Source organism: Saccharopolyspora terrae (genome assembly GCF_004348435.1).
Classification (GTDB): Bacteria; Actinomycetota; Actinomycetes; order Mycobacteriales; family Pseudonocardiaceae; genus Saccharopolyspora; species Saccharopolyspora endophytica.
Genome location: NZ_SMKS01000040.1, coordinates 25,013 through 42,988, shown reverse-complemented (window position 1 = coordinate 42,988; position 17,976 = coordinate 25,013). Strand labels below are relative to the sequence as shown.

Sequence of the window (17,976 nt, the reverse complement as noted above, 5' to 3'; positions counted from 1 at the left end):
GATCATGACTTCGAATTTGACTGATCTGTCCCTCGCCGACCCGCAGCTGTGGCAGCGCCGCGACCGACTGGAAGTGTTCGCGCAGCTGCGCAGGGATCACCCGGTCTCATGGCACGAGGAGCCGAAGACCGACTGGTTCCCCGAAGGCGGGCGGGGATTCTGGTCCTTGGTGCGTTACGACGACGTCGTGGCCGCGAGCAAGAACCAGGAACTGTTCACCTCCGACCAGGGTACCGAGATCGTCGACATGGAGCCGGAGATGCAGCACATCTTCGGCGGCATGTTGAACATGACCGGCGATGAGCACACCCGCCATCGCTCGATCGTCAACCGAGTGCTCACACCGCGCACCGTGGAGCGGATGACGGACAATATCCGCACGCACGCCCGCCGCTGCATTCTGCGGATCGCGGATCGCGGATCGGCCGATTTCATGGCCGACCTTGTTGGCGATTTCCCGGCGCAGATCATTTGTGAGCTGCTCGGTGTCCCGGTCGCCGACCGACCCCGGTTGATCGAGCTCACCAACACCGCGCTGAGCGGTTATGGAACAGCCGATGCGTACGGGGCCGTGCTCGAGATCGTTGACTACGCGCAGACGCTGCTCCGGCAGGTTGGCGACGCCCCCGCGCCCGACGCCGGTTTTCTGGCGAAGCTCCTCGCCGCCAAGATCGACGGCCAGAGCATGTCCAGCCATGAGATCGCCGTGTTCTTCGCGCTCCTGGTTACCGCAGGCATCGAGACGACCACAACCAGCATCGGGCAGGGCATGTTGGCCCTGTCCCGCTACCCGGAGACGCGCCGCCGGTGGCAAGCGGACTACGACGGGCTGGCCCGTATCGCGGTTGAGGAGATCGTGCGCTGGACCTCGCCGGTCATGCATTTCCGCCGTACCGCCACTCGCGATGTTGAGCTGCACGGCCGGCGGATCCGCAAGGGCGACAAGGTCGTGCTCTGGTACATCTCCGCCAACGGCGACGAGTCCGTATTCCCGTCCCCGGAACGGCTCGACTTCGACCGCGGCGAACAGCAGCACGCCGGATTCGGTGGTGGCGGCCCCCATTTCTGCCTCGGTGCGGTTCTCGCCCGCAAGGAGATCACGGTGTTCTTCCGGGAGCTTTTCGAGATCCTGCCCGACATCGACGTGAGCGGCGAACCCGTGCCGCTGGTGTCGAACTTCGTCAACGGATTGCAGTCACTGCCGGTGTCGTTCACTCCGCGAAACCAGGAGGAGGTCGCATGACCCTCGCCGAGCAGGTCCGGGACAGGACCACCGAAGCCACGGCGCAATGGCTCGCGGCGCCCCCTCCTGGGCAGGTGATCGGCGGGACCGAGCGCACCGGCGCGGGCGCCGAAATCATCGATGTCGATCCCGGTCGCGGCGAGACCATCGCGGTGCTCCCCGCAGCGAGCGAAGACGACGTCGATGAGGCCGTGCGCTCGGCTCGGGCGGCCTTCGACGACGGCCGGTGGTCCGAGGCCGATGCCGAGCACCGCGAGCAAGTCATGCACCACATGGCCGACCTGCTGGAACGTGACCTCGAACTCGTCACCGAACTGGAGGCACTCGACACCGGCAAGCCGCGGGCCGAGGCAGACGAAGACATTCGCGAGGCGATCTCGGTGCTGCGGTACTTCGCCGGCTGGGCCACCAAGCACGAGGGCACCGTCATCCCGGCTCCGCGTGACCTCTTCGCCTACACGACCAACGAGCCACTGGGAGTCTGCGCCGCAGTGACCCCGTGGAACTATCCGCTGCCGATCCTGACCTACAAGCTCGCGCCGGCGCTGGCGACCGGCAACGCCGTCGTCGCCAAGCCGTCCGAGCTCGCCTCTCTGTCCACCTTGCACCTGGCGCGCCTGGCTGTTGAAGCCGGTCTGCCGGCCGGCGTGTTCAACGTCGTCACCGGCGCCGCTACCACTGGCGCCGCCCTCGCAGCTCACCCGGGCATCGACAAGATCGCGTTCACCGGTTCCACCGTCACGGGCCGCAAGGTCATGGAGGCGGCCACGAGCAACCTCACCAAGGTCTCACTGGAGCTGGGAGGCAAGAGCGCCAACGTCGTGTTCGCCGACGCCGACCTCGAGACTGCGGCAGACACCGCACTGGTGGCGATCTTCACCAACGCCGGTCAGGTGTGCGTGGCCGGCAGTCGGCTGCTGGTGCAGGAGAGCATCCACGACGAGTTCGTCGCCAAGCTCGTCGAGCGGACGAAGAAACTCGTCGTCGGACACGCCCTCGACGAGGGCACGGAGGTCGGCCCTATCATCTCGGCAGCTCATAAAGCGAATATCCTCGACTTCCTCACCGAGGCCAGCGCCGACGGAGCGAAATTCGCGACCGGCGGCAACGCAATCGACCGCTCGGGGTTCTTCGTCGAACCGACCGTGGTCACCGGTCTTCGGCCAGACTCGGCGATGGCGCAGCAGGAGATCTTCGGTCCGGTGCTGACCGTGTTGCCGTTCCGCGATGACGACCACGCCGTCGAGATCGCAAACGGAACGGCATACGGCCTCGCCGCGGGGGTGTGGACCAGCGACACCGGCCGGGCGCACCGGCTCAGCAGGCGGCTGCGAGCCGGAACAGTCTGGATCAACACCTACGGGCTGTTCCATCCGACGCTGCCGTTCGGCGGTACCAAGGGAAGCGGGTTCGGACGCGAGCTCGGTGCGTCGGCGGTCGGCCAGTACACCGAAGCCAAGACCACGGTCCTCGACACGACCGTGAGCCGGAGCACCACCGATCAGGAGAAGCGATGAGCTCCGAGTCCCGCCCGTTCTGGGAACAGCCCCGCGTCCGCATCGGAGACGTCGTCGGTCCGGTCGACACCACCCGAGTCCCACGAACCGCGATTCCCGCGACGTTCGCCGGACTGCCACGGGTCGACGAGGTCAGCCAGATCGACGCAGGTGTCGTCGGGATCCCCTTCGACACCACCGTCAGCTACCGCCCCGGCGCTCGCTTCGGCCCGAACCACATCCGTGCGTCATCAAGGCTCCTGCGCCCGTACAACCCGGAAGCCGACGCCTGGCCATTCGCCACGCAGCAAGTCGCCGACTTCGGCGACATGCCCGCACACCCGTTCGACATCCCCGAAGCGGTCGACCAAATCGAGAGAGGCGCTCGTGACGCGCTCGAGCGCAGCAAGCGGCTCCTCGTCCTCGGCGGTGACCACTCCATCGCCCTGCCCGTGCTGCGCGCGATTCACGCCCACCACGGGTCGGTCGCGGTGGTGCACTTCGATGCGCACCTCGATACCTGGGAGGGCACCTTCAACACGCCGGTCCAACACGGCACGCCGTTCCGCCGCGCCTCCGAGGAGGGCCTGCTCGACCTCGAAGCCTGCATGCACATCGGCACCCGCGGCGGTCTGTACGGAGCCGCCGACATGGACGACGACCGGGCGCTCGGGTTCGCCGTGTCGCGGTGCGAGGAACTCGACCTCACCGGCGTCCGGGGTGTGATCGAGCGACTGCGCTCCAGGGTGGGGGAGCGGCCGGTCTACGTCTCGGTCGACATCGACGTCCTCGACCCGGCGTTCGCCCCCGGCACAGGCACGCCGGAATCTGGCGGACTGACCAGCCGCGAACTGCTCACGATGCTGCGCGCCACGGCAGGGCTCAACGTCGTCGGCGCCGATATCGTCGAGGTCTCTCCGGCCTACGACCACGCGGAGATCACCGGGATCGCGGCAGCCCACGTCGGATACGAGCTCCTGTCGTCGTGGGCACCGGCCCTGCAAGGCGACGCCGCTGCCATCCGGACCCGGTAACAAACCGTCAGGTAACACTCTCGATAGAGTGCCTTCCATGAAACCGACCAGCAGCGACCCCGGCCAGCCCGCCGGGCACGCCGCGCTGTCCGGGGTCGATCGCAAGCTGGTGGACCTGCTCAAAACCGACGGCCGAATGAGCTACGCCGACCTCGGCGTCGCGGTCGACCTCTCGGGAGACGCGATCCGTGAACGGCTGAAGCGGCTCGAGTCCGCAGGGGTTGTGTCGATCATCGGGAGCGTCTCGCCGAGGGTTCTCGGTTACTCGACCTTCGCGCTGGTCGCCATTCGCGTCCAAGGACCGGCTCGGGCCATTGCGGAGCGCATCGCCGCAGTTCCGGCAGCCGATCTCGTGGTGTGTGTGGCGGGGCCGTACGACATCATTGCCCAGATCGTGTGTCGCGACGACAGCGCACTCCTGTCCGTCCTGGATGAAGAGATCCGCAGCGTGCCCGGCGTCCAGATCGCCGAAGTGTTCACCTTCCTGACGGTGGACAAATACTCCGCTGGGTTCGATGCGGAGACGACCGGACCGCGGCAGAAGGCCGCCCCTAGCCTGGATGAGGCCGACCACGCCCTCATCCGGACCTTGCAGAAGGACGGCCGGGCGACTTTCCGGAATCTCGAGCAGGCGTCCGGGCTCAGCTACAGCAGTACCCGCCGGCGGGTCCAGGCACTGCTTGATTCTGGTGTGGTGCGGATCGTGACCGTTGAGAACCCGTTGACCACGTCGTCACGCGTTCAAGCCGGTATTGGGCTCACTGTCAGCGGACCCGTGGAAAAGGTTCGCGCCGCGCTGCGGGAGATCCCCGAGGTGGAGGTCGCGATCAGTACTGCCGGTTCATTCGACCTGATGCTGGAAGTGACCTGCTCCGACAAAGCGGTGCTCGGCGAGCTCACCGGCGAACGCCTTCGCCGGATCGACGGTGTGCAGAGCTCGCGCACCTTCCAATACCTCGAACTCGTCAAATTGCCGTTCACCTGGGCTGGACTCGAAGAAGCGACGTTTGGCGGCCCGGCCCGACCGTGAATTGCGTGGCTGCTGTGCGTTCACGGCAGCCAAGGCGGTGGGCCAGCGCGATCCTCATCGTGGTCGGCCTGTTCATCCGACTGAAGGTCGCCGAGAGCCCCGTGTTCGAAGCGGTCCGCGACACAACCACGGTCCGGTTGCCGATCGCGGAGGTCTTCCGGCGACACCCTCGCCAGGTGGCACTGGGCGCTGGTGCCTTCCTGGTCCAGAGCACGGTCTCCTACATCTTCATCGCCTACCTCGCCACCTACGGAACCACCGTCGTCGGCGCCTCGCGCACCAGCGTCCTCGGAGTCATCGTCCTATCAGCTGCGATCAGCACCGTGCTGCATGTGGTCGCCGGGGCGGCCTCCGACAGGTTCGGACGAAAACCGGTCTACATCTGGGGAGTCATCGGGATGGGGGCGTTCATCTTCCCCGCGTTCGCGCTGTTCGACACGGGGCAGTTCACGCTGATGCTCGCAGCCCACATCCTGGTCTTCGGCGTGGCGCTGAGCCCGTCCGGTGGGCCGACGGGAGCGATGTTCGCCGAGATGTTCAGCACCCGGGTTCGCTACAGCGGCGCCTCGGTGAGCTACCAGCTCGCCGGCGTGCTCGGTGCCGCACTGGGCCCGATCATCGCCGCGAGCCTGATCGAAGCGACAGGGTCCGGATACGCCATCGCCGGCTACATCGCCGCGGTCGCCGCGATCTCGCTCGTGTCCATCGCACTGATCCGAGAACCTCGACACAACGGCCACCTCGAACCAGAAATCAAGAGCCCGGTTAACATCAGATGACGGAGTCCCGCCAGCGAGCCGATGGCGTACCCCAGGCTGGGTATGTGAGTGCCCAGTCCGGGAACGGTCGTACTAACGGTTGGCCAAAGAACAACCGCTTCGATGTCAAACCTTGCTGAACACCATCCTCAGTCGTCTGTGTCCCCGCAGCATTGCCGAATCAACGCTGGCGTAAGGGTCCGCCAGCGGCGCTGAGCACAACCTTTCGTAGCTCCTCCTCCTGTGCTGTCTTAGGCAGGGGCTCGGGAAAGCAGTTCGAGCACCAGAGTGGCGAGCTGATCCCGGTGGCCGCCTCGGGCCTGACCTGCAGTACATCAACAACGGCGGCCCATCGAACTTGAGGTGAGCTTTCAACACAATGCGTTGGCGTCGAAGTCGTCGCTCGGCGTATGACGGACGTCAGTGAAGTTCGAAACTACCGCCGCGGTACTTATTCTCCCGGTGCCATTGGAAGTACTTTGCATTTGCGCTGGTGAAGGCGCTGCAGGGTGCGCCGGCTAGTCTGGCGAGCGCGCTGGAGATGAAGTTTCCGTGCAATTCGTCTGCGGATGCTGCGACGATCACCCCGGACGGATCAACGCTGATATAGCCGAGCTCGTACAGGTCGTCGCAACCGAACTTGCACGCCAACATTCCGATGTTGACCAGGTCGCTTTTCTCCTCGTCGCTGCAAAGGCTGCGTTGTTTGATGTGGGCGGCGACCAGAAACTCGATGGGCATTTCCTCGCCGCACAGCGCGCACTGGGAGATCGACTTGTTCCCGACCAGGCTGCGCCGCAGGGCCGGCTGTTCGGTGCGCGTGTTCCGGGTGACCTGCTTGTCCAGCGGGCCGCTCGGCATGGATGTGCCCCTGCCGGGACGTGCGGTGCTTCTGTCGGAAGGCGGCTCGAGCGAGATCGTGGGCGGTTGCAGCAGCAACTGGGTGCCCGGCAAGGTCCGGAGCACTGCGCCGATGAAAGTGCTGTGATCACCCACGTGCTCTGGTTGGCAGATCACCGAGCTGTCGCGCTGCAGCAGATCCAGGGCTCTCTGAACGTCGGAGACGGGGACCGATTGGCTTTGGGTAGCGCCAGTCGAAGAAACGATCGCCTTGCTGCCACGCACTGCGGTGATGGTCTCGTTGTCTCCGTCGAAGGTGAGAAGCTGCTCGCCGATGAGGACTCGGAGCAGGTTCTCCGCGCCGCCCGCGATTTCTGCTGGGACTCTCGCTTCGATCTCGACGCCAACGGGAAGGCGGTCGGCAAAGTGGCGAGCAAACTGCGCGAACCACTCGATGTCGACCTGGTAGAGGTAGCCCTGCACAACGCCGCCATGTTGGTTGAACATCGGCTGTGCCTGTTGATACCGCATCATCGGCGGAATTTCGTCCAGCGTGATCGGTTGGGCGAGATCGTTCATATCCACTGGGAGTAGCCAACCGAGCTGATCCCACACGCCGTCCGGCAGGGAGCTTGGCCTGGGTGCATCCGAAGCGCTCGCAGTTGCACGGCTGATGGCTCGCACTGCCCCCTTGGCGTAGTGGAGAACTACATCAGAAGGCCGGACCATGCTCATTGTCTGCCAGTGGCCGAAAGACCTGCCGTTCTTCCCGGTCTTGGGCGCCCACAGGAAACCGTCGCGTCGTTCGGCAGCGAACGTCTGTCCTTGATTCACCCACCAGTAGCTCACAACCGAAAGCTAACCAGACAGGTCTGACAGGTTTGGCGGTGCCTGCCAGACTCAACATGTGACACTGGACGAGCTGTTAGTCGGGAGTCAATCGCCCGACTGTCGGGTGCAGAGCACCTGTTCTCCAACTGGAGGCTATTGACCCGTTCACAGTGCTACTTGGCGGCAGTGCATGACCGAATAGGCGCCGCTGCGCAGTCGCACGACGGGGACGGGGCAGCAGACGGATTGATGGTACAAGCTGGAGCTTCTTCCGTCATCACTGGCGCTTGTTTGCTCGGTTCCTTCCACCCTGCTCAGGCTGGTCAGGACTGTTGATTCGTCCTGCTTGGTGGCTCTGCGGAATCTCGCGGTGAAGTGCGCTCGGCACGGCAGTCCGCTCGGTAGGCTCTGACGGCCACGACGACACCTGCGAGGGTCGCGAACAAGCTGAGAACCCCAGCAGTCTGGTTCGCCGGTCCAGCCCCAGAGCGACGAGGAAGAGGACAAGGCCGACGGTGGGCAAACTCAAGCTTGCCCAGAGGATCCATCGGCGCCACTGTGATTTCGATGTCATCGGGCTCAATAGTGCCATCGAGAGTGACGTTTAGGAGCCGAACGGAAGATGTACCTATTGACGTTACGACGCGGACACCACGATGACCGGATGGGGTGATTGCTGCCGCAATCAATGGATCGTGGTCACCGAAGTGACCAGCAGGCCGTGTTCGTCCGTAGGGGTTGTGCGACGCCCGCAGGTCAATTAAGGCAAACTGATCGTTTATGCGTAGGCACAAGGTGCACAACGAGGTGGGATCTGCATACGTTCATTCGCTGCTCCAGACGGGTGAGATGAACGGTGATGTCCACGTGAACCAGCCCGCGAGGCGTCCCACGGTCATACCTCGTGAGTTGCCCGGAGCTCCAGGTGCTTTCGCCGGCCGGAGTGAGGAACTCGCTGCTCTCACCAGTGCGCTGGATGCTGAGACCCAGCGGGGCTCCACCGTCGTCATTTCCGCCATTGGCGGCGCCGGAGGGATCGGTAAGACGTGGTTGGCCCTGCACTGGGCGCATGAGCACTCCGAGCGCTTCCCAGACGGACAGCTTTTCGTCGACCTACGCGGCTTCGATCCGGTCGACGAGCCGCTGTCGTCTCGTGAGGCTGTGCGAGGGTTTCTCGATGCCTTGGGGGTTCCGGCGAAGGATGTCCCGCAAGACCTGGACGCACAGGTTGGCTTGTACCGAAGCCTGGTCGCTGATCGCCGAATGCTCATCGTGCTGGACAATGCAAGGGACAGTGCTCAGGTCGCGCCGTTGCTGCCCGGGACGCCGAGCTGCACGGTATTGGTGACGAGTCGGGATAACCTGGCCAGGCTGGTAACCGCCCACAGCGCACGTCCAATCGCGGTCGCACCCTCGGCGTGGAGGATTCGCGCGCGCTACTCGCGCGACGTCTTGGACAAGCGCGGTTGGAAGCAGAAGCCGATGCCGTGGCGGAGCTCGTCCGTTACTGCGCGGGCCTCCCGCTTGCGCTCAGCATTGTCGCGGGACGTGCGCAGCTCAATCCTGAAGTTCCCCTCGCAGAGCTTGCCGCGGAGCTTCATGGCCGGTCCTCTCGACTCGACGCCTTCGACGCGGGGGAACCGACAGCGTGCCTGAAAACGGTGCTGTCCTGGTCTTACCAGGCACTCGATGAGCAGGAGGCTCGCTTGTTCGGCCTTATGGGGATTGCGCCAGGGGCTGATATCAGCCTCGCTGCGGCAGCAAGCCTCAGCGGCATCCCGGTGCATGAGCTGCGTTCCACCTTGCAGGCTTTGGTAAGCGTGTCCTTGGTCAGCCGCGGTGCGAAGGACCGGTACCGGATGCACGACCTCGTCCGTCTCTACGCCGGGCAACGGGCACGCCGCGACCTGCCGGACGGCGACGTCGATGAGGCATGGCGCCGGCTCGTCGAGTTCTCGGCCCACACCGCGCATGCTGCGGACCTGCTTATCGCACCCCACCACGCGCCCATTGCACTTTCCGAGCTCCCGAGCGGATGCCAGCCACTGAAGCTCTCGAATGAGGGGGTGGCGTGGGGATGGTTCGTGGCGGAACGGGCCAACCTTCTCGCCGTCCAGCAGAGCGCAGTTGAGAAGGGATGGCACGCCGCGGTTTGGCAGCTCGCGTGGGCGATGACGACCTTCCAACTCCGCCAGGGCCACTTTCACGACAACCTGGCAGCTTGGGAAGCCGGTGCCAGAGCGTCGCACCATCTCGAGAGCGCCGAGCTTCGGACTCGCTCCTACCGGCATCTCGGGCGAGCCTGTACGCAGCTCGAACTCCACGAAGCTGCCCTCGCCCACCTGAGCGAAGGGTTGGCTGGGGCGGAGCGTGACGGCGACGAGCTGGGGCAGGCGCACACCCACCGAGCGATGGCGGCTGAGTGGGGCAAGCAGGGGAACGACGCCATGGCTCTCGAGCACGCGAAGAGTGCGCTGCGCCTGTACGAGAAACGCAGTGTCGAAGTGAGCGGTGCGCATGCTCTGAACGAAGTCGGCTGGTGCACGGCGAAGCTCGGGGACCACGAGCAGGCTCAAGAGATCTGTGCCGATGCCCTTGCACGGTGCCAGCGCACCCAGAACCGCAGCGGGGAAGCCGGCGCTCGAGTCAGTCTCGGCCACATCGCGGGGTGGAGTGGGCAGTATGAGGAAGCCGTTGAGCACCTGGAGTTGGCGCTAGGACTGTATGAGGAGCTGGGCGACACGGCTGGCCAAGCCGACGTGCTGGTGCAACTGGGTGTTGTGCATGAATTCGAAGACTCGTCGAAGACCGAGTCATGCTGGCGGAGTGCGATCTCGTTCTACCGAGGGCAGGGACGCTCGGCGGAGGTTGCCCGCATCTCGCAACGGCTAGAAGCGCTCAACGCTCGTGCCAGGACGCGAGTCGATGGAGAGAACGACGCCGTGGAGGCTCGCTACATCGAGCACAGCGGTTAGCAGGCGCGCTAACGCCGACCTGGGATTACCACCTGTGGCCATGAGCCGGCGGACGTCTGTGATCGCTGCGTCGACCTCTTCGAGCGCGATCCAGTCCTGACCGAGCGCCTGCGCGCGTAACCGGGCTCGGTGTGCCTTCTGCCGGCAGGCCGGTCCGTGGTAGCGGGCGGGGCGGCCGCGTGGGGAAGGCGGCGGTAGTGGCTCGCCGCAGCCTTTGCAGGTTGGTGCCTGCATGTTGTTTCAGCTCCGTCGGTTGTGCTGTTGGAGTGGCTAGAGCCGTTTGAGGCCTTCCAGCACAGCGCGTAGGACGCCGAGCGAAGGCCGGGTTGATGCCCAGTTGTCGCTGCGGTCCGGGGCGTCGATGCGTGGCAGGCGTTGTGTCGGCAAGTCCGGGGCGAGATTGCCTGTCCAGGCGGTTCTGTATCCGCACTGGCCGGGGCTCGTCTTGGTCATCACAGTTGAGATTGAGTTTGTGGGTGCTCGGCGACGTCTCTTTGTGCTGGAGCTTGTTCGCGGATCAACCCGGCGAGTTGGTCGAGCGTGGCGGCGAGCGCGTCTCGCTCCCGCTGGGCGTAGTTCCCCTGTGGGAGGTAGTGCGCGGCGTCGTCGAGCAACCACTGGGCTTTCCGGAGTACGACCGCGAGCTTGCTGTCGTCGGACGCTTCTGAGTCGTGCGCAGTGGGGACAGTGCCGGTATCTGTCGCGGCGGTTAGGCGCAGAAGGCACGCGGCGCACGGTGCGCAAGCAGGTGCCTTCTCGGCGGTCACGGGTTCCCCGGGCCCTGCGGCCAGCTCGAGGTTTGCAGGATCGAACTTCAGCCGGCACCAGGACTGAACCGCGGTGTTGGTGCTGGTTGGAGCGGCGCAGTGGGCGACGCGGAGGGATTCGACCACTACGCCGGGGCGGTACTGGAACCAGACGGCCTGCTCTGCTGATGCGTTCATTCGTGATCTCCGTTCGAGGGGTGGCCGCGGCCAGGCCTGGAGGTGTGCCTGGCCACGGCCGGCATCCGGCGGCGGTAGGGGAGTGGTTGCGCAACGCCGCCGGAGGGATTTCGTGACCGTTTGTGAGCGGCCCATGTCAGACTGAAATCATGCTGACATCAGCTCTCGGTCAGCGGAACGACGCGAAGGCGACGTACCCGTGACTTGGCGGGAGCGGCTGTGGGGAAGGGGTTGCAATGCAGGCGGCGCGCACGGTTCTCGAGCAGAAGATCTGGGAGCGGCGGCAGACGCTGCAAGAGTTCACGGAGTGGGCCGAGGCGTTCGCGCGCGAGCACGACGAGCCAGGAACGTTGAGCGTCCGCCACCTGCAGCGCCTCGTCGCCGGCCAGACGGCGAGCGGAAGGCCAGTCGGACGACCTCGACCGGCGACGGTGAGGTTGCTCGAAGCCATCTTCGGTGTGGGCATCGATGTGCTGTTGGCTCCGCCAGAGTCTGATACCGCGCACGAGGACGCTTACACGTCGGGGCAACCCTTCCTCAACGTTGGAGCAGCGCCGACGAGTGCTCGGCGGGAAACGACACCGGCAGTTCAAACCCCTGATGCGCGGGTCGACATGGCGCAGTCATTCGCGTGGCTTGATGCCCGAAGTGGGTGGAGCTCTGAAACGACGCGACGGAAGGTGACGTCCCGGCTGGCCTCTTTGACCGCCGATGAAGTGCTCGACAGACCCGCGCGGCGCCGCAAGGTCGGCCGAAGCGAGATCGCTAAATCGGTGGCTGACTATTACGGGACCGCGGAGACCGGGCACCACTTCTACAGCGCAACCTGCGGCGACTCCGAGATCCGCACAAGTGTTCTGACCTGCGACCGCTGGCTCGACCTCGGATGTCAGCTCGGCAGAGGGAATGACAAAGTCGCACTGCGCACCGACACATCGGTCGCTCAACATGTCGTCACGTCAGACCGAGCGATCGATCGGCTCGCCGAAGCCACGGCACAGGGGATTCGGATGGCGAATATGCCTCTCTACCGGCTGCTGAACCTGGAGGCACGGCCAGGCGCAATCTCAGCCGAGGTCGGAACGGTGCCTTTCATCGAGTACGCGGTCTCAATGGATCTTCTCGAGAACGAGCTGATCGATGCTCTTGCCGTCGGCGCGTCAGGCCAACTCCCGCTGCGGGACTACTACCTGCCGAACCTCGACTCCGTGCTCAACCTCTCCGGGCGGCTGTGCGCCGGGGGAGTGCTCGCGCTCTGCGCTATCGCACGCCCGCCAGACCCGTATCGCCGCGAGCGTGACTTCGCGATCGTGGTTCAACAGCGGTCAAGCCACGTACTCAACGCTGCGCAGAGGCTCTCGGTGATCCCGAAGGGATTCCATCAGCCAATGACGGACCTGCACGCGGATGCTCAGCTGACCTCGACGCTCCTGCGGGAGATGGAAGAGGAGCTCTTCGGCCGGACCGATGTCGACAACACCCTGGAGGGCAATTGCGCAGCGGCCCCACTGCATCGAGGACGCATGTCCGAGCCGATGCGCTGGCTCATGGCGGACCCGGCCCGGGTACGCATGGAGTGCACCGGATTCGGCCTGAACCTCGTAAGCGGCAACTACGAGTTCGCGTGCCTCCTGGTCATCGAGGACGACGAGTTCTGGACCCGCTATGGCGGAGAAATCGAAGCGAACTGGGAAGCGTCAGGGCTACGCTTGTACTCCAGCCTTGACCATCAACTCGTCGGCGAACTGGTCACAGACGAGTCCTGGAGCAATGAAGGTATCTTCGCGTTCTTGCAGGGCATCCGCCGGCTACGTGAAAGCAGCGATGTACGAACGAAACTGCCCTTCATTCAGGTCAACCCTGGCGAATGAGGTCGAACGCGATATTTCCTCGGCGGGAGGAGTGTCGGCTAGGACTTCCGGTGGTTCCGGGCTCTGCGTTTTTCGATGCGGTCGATGGTCGCGTGGGCGGGGATCAGCAGGAGCCAGCAAGCCGGCGCCCAGGTGGGAGACACCAGCGCCACGGGCATGGACGCGGCGAAGCCGACGATCGTCACTGCGGAGGGTGCGTAGGCCGACAGTGCCTGCGTTCCGGCGCGGAAGCTCCCGGTGTGACGGGCGATGGTGACGATGACCAGCTGCAGCGTTGAGATCGCGGCGACGTTGGTGGCGTAGCTGATCACCGCTACCGGTTCGTCGCCGTAGTTGGCCAGCAGCGACGAGGGGAACGGCAGCAGTGCGACGAAGCCCAGCAGCACCACGTTCACCGCTGCGACGGAGGGGACGATGCGCCGGATGTCGCTGAACAACGCGCGGTGTCCGAGCCACAGCACGCCGATGACGAGGAACGCGATCGCATATCCGGCCAGGTCGGGGGCGAGTCCGCGCAGCGCGTCGTGCAGGCTGCTGGTGTTGAGCCCTTCCGGAACGCGGATGTCGAGGGCGAGCAGGGTGGCCGCGATCGCGAAGACGCCGTCGGACAGGGCGAGCACCCGCCCGTCCTGTCCCGAGTCGTCGTCCTCGACCGCCACACCCCGAGACTGACCGAAATCCCGCGGTCGAGCATGGTGACCTAGGTCCGGCTGGTTTCCACCGGCGTGAGATCAGAGGTGCTTCCGCCAGGCAAAATGTGACGTTGATGCACTGCCTAGCTGGGCTGCCTCGCTGGGCGCGTGTTCAGAGTTTCTTTTCTTCATCAAGGGCGGGCCCTGCGGGCCCGCCTGCCTGCGATTTCCGAGGTCGGCGCAGCGGGGCCCCGCCGGGGGCCCGCTTCCGGCACCCCGGCACCCCGCGCGCCGACCAGATCGGATGGCTGGAGGGCCCGGCTCCGCCAGAAGAAAGCTGCACGCTCAGACACAAAGAGATGTCCTCGCCGGGCAGGCCAACAGGGTGAGGGGGCAGGCACATCGGCTGCGGTTCGGTCGTGGCTGCTCCGTCCTCACCGCATCGACCTCCACACGGGCTGATGAGGGCTTCGCCAGGTCGATGGGGTGAGGACAGAGGCCCTCCCTTGTGGGCAACGGCATTAACCCAGTCACGGCCGTACGTCAGGCCTTGTTTCCGGTCTAATCCCCTCGATCAACAACCGGCGGGCAGTACGGCGGGCGTGCCACCTACGGAACCGGCCCTCAACTGATTTTTCCTGGATGAATGCCGAAGTCAACGTCGTGACTAGATAGTGGTTAGCGGGGTCGTCTACCGCCCGGCCTCGCAGGCCGAACATGACACTGAAGCGTCTCAAGGTTTCATCAGGGCCAAACAGCTCAGCGACAGTCCGATAGGCCACTGGGAGGCCTGGATCAGGAATCCGGCGTTTGACCTGGGTGCGAACGCGATCGCGCGACCGGAGTACAGATCTGACGCGGTGCGGGAATCCCTCGAACAGAACTGTCTCCAGCTGCTCAGCAACGAACAACAAACGTTCCAAGCGACTGAGCTCGTAGAGTTGTGCAACGAGCTCAGTGCGGCGCGGATCATCCTTAGGATAGACCAGGACCAGCAAGCGCAATACGAAGCCGGGTGCGAACCCAAACACGATCAACGCCAATCCTAGGCTTCGCCAAGACGTCATCGCTTCAATCAGTTCGGTCATCACGCTAACCCCAGCTGAAGGCCCCGGAACCGGGCATCAGACCGAGCTTCTCGCAGCACCGCCCCCAACTCTAACTTGCCCTTCTCGGTTAGCTCGTAGTAGCGCCGTGGTGGCCGACCTTGGATGGTTGACGCGTCCTCCCAGCCGTCGACCATCCACCCCTGATCAAGCATCCGAGTCAACATCGGATATAGCACCCCGGAGCGAACCCCGGCCCGCTTACTGAGCTCGTACCCCCAATGCTTGGCCGCAGGGTCGTCCATCAACGCCAACGCGACTTGCACCAGGGAGTTGGTCTTCCTCATAGAGCGTACTCTACATAGCCCCTAGCTCGTAGTCTACCTAGGTAGGTCCGAGCGGCGTGCCAGGTGATCTGGTAAGGGTCAGCTCCCCGCCGTGCACTTTATGTGTACGAAACGACGAAAAACGTCCGCAGATGACCCACCGGGATGGGCATTTGCAGACGCAATCCGTGCTGATCGCGATCCATACCGGCAACCGATGTCAGACGACCGTAGAGGCGGAACCCGTATCCGTCAGATCATGGGTTATTGGGATACTGCAAAGAATGCACCCGACGTCAGGCGCTAATTCGAGGCAGAAGGCCAGCGCACGGTGACGACTACGGCGTCGGTAAGGGCTTCCCAGGAGTGGTCGATGCCCGGTCCCCAAACCGCGTAGTCGCCCTGCTTTGCGAGGTCTACGGTGCCTTCGGTGAGGTGGAGGCGGAAGTGACCCTCGACCAGGAGAAGCATGGTGGTGCGCTGGTCGTCGGTGGTCCATTCGGGGCGTTTGTCGCCGGCGGGGTGGGTGCCCCACTTGACTTCGAGGTCCTTGGTGGAGCGGACTCCACCTTCGGTGGGGTCGATGAAGTGGCCGAGTAGCCAGCCGCGGGTGTCGCTGCCGTCTTCTGCAGCGTTTCCGTGATGCCAGTTGCGGCTCACTACCGAACCTCCCATTCGATCGACGGCAGACTCACCCGGTCGCCGCCGATCTGGGCGAGCCGTCGAAGTCCTTGCAGCAGGGCGAAGAGCCCTTCGTTGCTCCACGCTACATCAGCGATGAGCTCGGAAATCAGGTCGCCGTCACGGCTCGAGTACTGGTGCAGGCCGGCAGCTTCCCAGTTGGCTTCGACCCGGCCGCCGTAGCGCTCCCAGAACTCCTCGTCGTCGATGACGATCAGGCTCGCGAACTCGAAGTTGCCGCTCAGGAGGTTCAGGCCGAACCCGGTGCACTCCATGCGGAGTCGGCTCGGATCCTCCATGAGCCACCGCATCGGCTCCGAGACCCGGCTCGGGTGCATCGGGTCGGCGGAGCGCTGTTCGCTGGTCGTGTTGTCGATCTCGTCTCGGCCGAAGAGTTCTTCCTCGACTTCTCGCCGCAGGGTCGCGCCGATCTGAGCGTCGACGCGCAGGTCGGTCATCGGTTGGTGGAAACCCTTGGGGATGACCGCCAGTCGGCGTGCTGCATTGAGCACGTTGCCCGAGCGCTCTTGCACCAGGAGCACGTAGTCGGCTTCGCCGCGGAATGGGCTCGCAGGCCGGGCGATTGCGAACAGTGCGAGCGGACCGCCCGAGCAGAGTCGGTTGGCGACGTCGGTCACGGAAGCGATGTCGGGCAGGTATTTGTCTCGCAGCGGTAGGGACTCGTGTGCCGTCGTGGCGTCAGCTGAGATCGCGTCGACCAGCTCGCCCTCGAGCAGGTCCATAGTGACTGCGTACTCGACGAACCGCGACGTGCCCACCAGGCCGTTGATCGCATCCGGCGAGGGGGAGATGTCGAGCAGGCGGTAGAGCGGCTTGTCGACGAGCCGTGTTCCCATGGCCAGGGTTTCCGCCAGTCGCTGCGCCGCGCGGCCGGCCGCGCCGGAGTCGAGCTCGGCGAACACGTCGCGCGCCGAGCTCGTGACCTTGAGCCGGTCGTGCGCCGCGAACAGCGGACACGCCAGATCGAGCCAATCAGAGCAGGTCAGAACGCTCGTCTCGGTCTGGGCATCGTCGTAGCGGGCCGCGTACCGGCCATGCTCGCGAGTATTCGCGCCGTAGTACTTCCCGAGCACCTCGGCGACGCTGCGCTGATCAACGTGCCCTCGTCGGCTTGTCCTGGTCTCCAGCTCGCTCACGTCGAGGCGTGCAAGCCGCGTCGCAACCTCCTTGCGTGCGGTCCCAGGCGTCCAACCTGCGTGCGCATCCAGCCATTCGAGAGCTGCACCGATGTCGGGATCAGCGCTCAGTCGCTTCTCGGCGTCGGCCGCTGCGGCCTCGTCGACCGCCGGCTCCGCCGGGGCGTCGGCGGTGTCCTTCACCAGCTCCGCGAACCGGGCCTTGATCGCGTCGTCTTCCTGCGCCAGGGCCGTGTCCAGGGTGCGCTGCATCTCCGACTGCGGTCGGCGGTTCGGCTTCTCGTGCCAGCCGGCGACCGTGCGCAAACCGATTCCCAGGTGGGCGGCGAACTCGTCGTTGCTCATTCGCATCGCAGCTTGCAGCGCGCAGGCGGTTCGCCCCGTCCAGCTGGACACCACATTCATCGCGCTCGGCCCTTCGCGGTGGGTTTGTGCACTGGTTGAGCATCGGTTGAGCACTGGCTGAGGGGTTTTCGTGCATCGGTTTCCCGGCGGATTCGGCCTGGAATTAGAGGCATGGAAAACGAAGCAATCAGCAAGCGAAACCACCCGGCGCTAACGGTTCTTACGGACGTGCTCGATGACGGTCGCGAGGTCGCCCTTGAGGTCGTCGAGCCGCTCGGTGATCTCTTCCATGCGCTGCTCGAGGGAGTCCAAACGGGACCAGACCGTGTCGGCGCTGTCCGAGATCGGTTCGTCGGCTTCGGGCGGCTTTCGGCCTTGCAACAGGAAAAGCAGGTGCTGGGGGTGCCAGCCGAGCGCGATGGACAGCGACTCCAGCGTGCGGGCGCTGCGCCTGCGCTCCACCACGTGGTGCTGGATCTCGCGGACGATCGCCTGCGAGACGTTCGAGCGCTCCGCGAGCTCACGCTGTCGCCACCCGAGCTCGTTCACGCGCTCGTTGATGGCCTTGGCGACCGCCGCCCAGTCTTCCGACACCTATTCCTCCGCGCTCCGCCTTCGCGCAGAGGTTAGCCGTTCCGTGACGCATTTCGTGACATGACCGCGCCTGAAAGGGCGTGGCCCGGATTTCTCATGCTTATTGAGAGCTGAAATCAACCAATAACGGTTGAAATCAGCTTCCCCAATCTTTCGAAGGGCTTTCTCCAATG

General features: G+C 64.8%; 15 protein-coding genes. 7 read left to right on the top strand and 8 right to left on the bottom strand.

From position 1 onward, the window contains the following. Nucleotides 1-4 precede the first annotated feature (4 nt). From E1181_RS20780 to E1181_RS20760, 5 genes are read left to right on the top strand one after another with little or no spacing between them, the layout of a single operon-like run. Complete coding sequence (locus E1181_RS20780; RefSeq protein ID WP_132677295.1) at nt 5-1,243, top strand: cytochrome P450; 1,239 nt, start codon at nt 5-7, stop codon at nt 1,241-1,243. Next, nucleotides 1,240-2,760: an aldehyde dehydrogenase family protein gene (locus E1181_RS20775; RefSeq protein ID WP_132677293.1), complete on the top strand. Its 1,521-nt coding sequence runs from the start codon at nt 1,240-1,242 to the stop codon at nt 2,758-2,760. The genes E1181_RS20780 and E1181_RS20775 overlap by 4 nt, the downstream gene beginning before the upstream one ends. Then, the gene (gene speB, locus E1181_RS20770; RefSeq protein ID WP_207922237.1) at nt 2,757-3,773 is read left to right on the top strand and encodes an agmatinase; all 1,017 of its coding nucleotides are present in this window, start codon (nt 2,757-2,759) and stop codon (nt 3,771-3,773) included. Before E1181_RS20775 ends, speB begins: the two co-directional genes overlap by 4 nt. 37 nt (nt 3,774-3,810) lie before the next feature. Further along, the gene (locus E1181_RS20765) at nt 3,811-4,803 is read left to right on the top strand and encodes an Lrp/AsnC family transcriptional regulator (protein ID WP_132677291.1); all 993 of its coding nucleotides are present in this window, start codon (nt 3,811-3,813) and stop codon (nt 4,801-4,803) included. Between the two features lie 5 nt (nt 4,804-4,808). Continuing rightward, nucleotides 4,809-5,582, top strand: a complete 774-nt coding sequence (locus E1181_RS20760) for an MFS transporter (RefSeq protein ID WP_165944695.1) — start codon at nt 4,809-4,811, stop codon at nt 5,580-5,582. A 399-nt stretch (nt 5,583-5,981) separates the two neighbouring features. On the opposite strand, the gene E1181_RS20755 is transcribed toward E1181_RS20760, so the two are convergent. Next, the gene (locus E1181_RS20755) at nt 5,982-7,250 is read right to left on the bottom strand and encodes a hypothetical protein (protein ID WP_132677287.1); all 1,269 of its coding nucleotides are present in this window, start codon (nt 7,248-7,250) and stop codon (nt 5,982-5,984) included. Nucleotides 7,251-8,698: 1,448 nt separating this feature from the next. On the opposite strand from E1181_RS20755, the gene E1181_RS20750 reads away from it, so the two are divergent. Then, the gene (locus tag E1181_RS20750) at nt 8,699-10,207 is read left to right on the top strand and encodes a tetratricopeptide repeat protein (RefSeq protein ID WP_132677285.1); all 1,509 of its coding nucleotides are present in this window, start codon (nt 8,699-8,701) and stop codon (nt 10,205-10,207) included. 452 nt (nt 10,208-10,659) lie between these two features. Here E1181_RS20750 and E1181_RS20745 read toward each other — a convergent pair whose 3' ends face one another. Further along, complete coding sequence (locus E1181_RS20745; RefSeq protein ID WP_132677283.1) at nt 10,660-11,151, bottom strand: hypothetical protein; 492 nt, start codon at nt 11,149-11,151, stop codon at nt 10,660-10,662. 236 nt (nt 11,152-11,387) lie between these two features. Here E1181_RS20745 and E1181_RS20740 point away from each other — a divergent pair, with 236 nt between their 5' ends. Beyond that, the gene (locus tag E1181_RS20740; protein ID WP_207922236.1) at nt 11,388-13,022 is read left to right on the top strand and encodes a transcriptional regulator; all 1,635 of its coding nucleotides are present in this window, start codon (nt 11,388-11,390) and stop codon (nt 13,020-13,022) included. A 38-nt stretch (nt 13,023-13,060) separates the two neighbouring features. Here E1181_RS20740 and E1181_RS20735 read toward each other — a convergent pair whose 3' ends face one another. The 6 genes from E1181_RS20735 to E1181_RS20710 all read right to left on the bottom strand — a co-directional run bounded on the left by E1181_RS20735 (nt 13,061) and on the right by E1181_RS20710 (nt 17,803). Further along, nucleotides 13,061-13,681 carry a TMEM175 family protein gene (locus E1181_RS20735; protein ID WP_132677281.1) on the bottom strand — a complete coding sequence of 207 codons (621 nt, stop codon included), beginning with the start codon at nt 13,679-13,681 and terminating at the stop codon, nt 13,061-13,063. Between the two features lie 503 nt (nt 13,682-14,184). Beyond that, nucleotides 14,185-14,742 carry a hypothetical protein gene (locus E1181_RS20730; protein ID WP_132677279.1) on the bottom strand — a complete coding sequence of 186 codons (558 nt, stop codon included), beginning with the start codon at nt 14,740-14,742 and terminating at the stop codon, nt 14,185-14,187. Next, nucleotides 14,742-15,005: a PadR family transcriptional regulator gene (locus E1181_RS32945; RefSeq protein WP_408010305.1), complete on the bottom strand. Its 264-nt coding sequence runs from the start codon at nt 15,003-15,005 to the stop codon at nt 14,742-14,744. Before E1181_RS32945 ends, E1181_RS20730 begins: the two co-directional genes overlap by 1 nt. Before the next feature lie 324 nt (nt 15,006-15,329). After that, the gene (locus tag E1181_RS20720) at nt 15,330-15,701 is read right to left on the bottom strand and encodes a signal peptidase I (RefSeq protein WP_132677275.1); all 372 of its coding nucleotides are present in this window, start codon (nt 15,699-15,701) and stop codon (nt 15,330-15,332) included. Next, nucleotides 15,686-17,215, bottom strand: a complete 1,530-nt coding sequence (locus E1181_RS20715; protein ID WP_235876917.1) for a transcriptional regulator — start codon at nt 17,213-17,215, stop codon at nt 15,686-15,688. Before E1181_RS20715 ends, E1181_RS20720 begins: the two co-directional genes overlap by 16 nt. Nucleotides 17,216-17,419: 204 nt before the next feature. Beyond that, nucleotides 17,420-17,803: a helix-turn-helix domain-containing protein gene (locus E1181_RS20710; protein WP_132677271.1), complete on the bottom strand. Its 384-nt coding sequence runs from the start codon at nt 17,801-17,803 to the stop codon at nt 17,420-17,422. Between the last annotated feature and the right edge of the window lie 173 nt (nt 17,804-17,976).

Excerpts from the sequence above, each read along its gene's own strand:
- E1181_RS20780 (WP_132677295.1), top strand. The coding sequence starts at position 5 with ATGACTTCGAATTTGACTGATCTGTCCCTCGCCGACCCGCAGCTGTGG.
- E1181_RS20775 (WP_132677293.1), top strand. The coding sequence starts at position 1,240 with ATGACCCTCGCCGAGCAGGTCCGGGACAGGACCACCGAAGCCACGGCG.
- speB (WP_207922237.1), top strand. The coding sequence starts at position 2,757 with ATGAGCTCCGAGTCCCGCCCGTTCTGGGAACAGCCCCGCGTCCGCATC.
- E1181_RS20765 (WP_132677291.1), top strand. The coding sequence starts at position 3,811 with ATGAAACCGACCAGCAGCGACCCCGGCCAGCCCGCCGGGCACGCCGCG.
- E1181_RS20745 (WP_132677283.1), bottom strand. The coding sequence starts at position 11,151 with ATGAACGCATCAGCAGAGCAGGCCGTCTGGTTCCAGTACCGCCCCGGC.
- E1181_RS20740 (WP_207922236.1), top strand. The coding sequence starts at position 11,388 with ATGCAGGCGGCGCGCACGGTTCTCGAGCAGAAGATCTGGGAGCGGCGG.
- E1181_RS20730 (WP_132677279.1), bottom strand. The coding sequence starts at position 14,742 with ATGACCGAACTGATTGAAGCGATGACGTCTTGGCGAAGCCTAGGATTG.
- E1181_RS32945 (WP_408010305.1), bottom strand. The coding sequence starts at position 15,005 with ATGGACGACCCTGCGGCCAAGCATTGGGGGTACGAGCTCAGTAAGCGG.
- E1181_RS20720 (WP_132677275.1), bottom strand. The coding sequence starts at position 15,701 with ATGGGAGGTTCGGTAGTGAGCCGCAACTGGCATCACGGAAACGCTGCA.
- E1181_RS20715 (WP_235876917.1), bottom strand. The coding sequence starts at position 17,215 with ATGCGAATGAGCAACGACGAGTTCGCCGCCCACCTGGGAATCGGTTTG.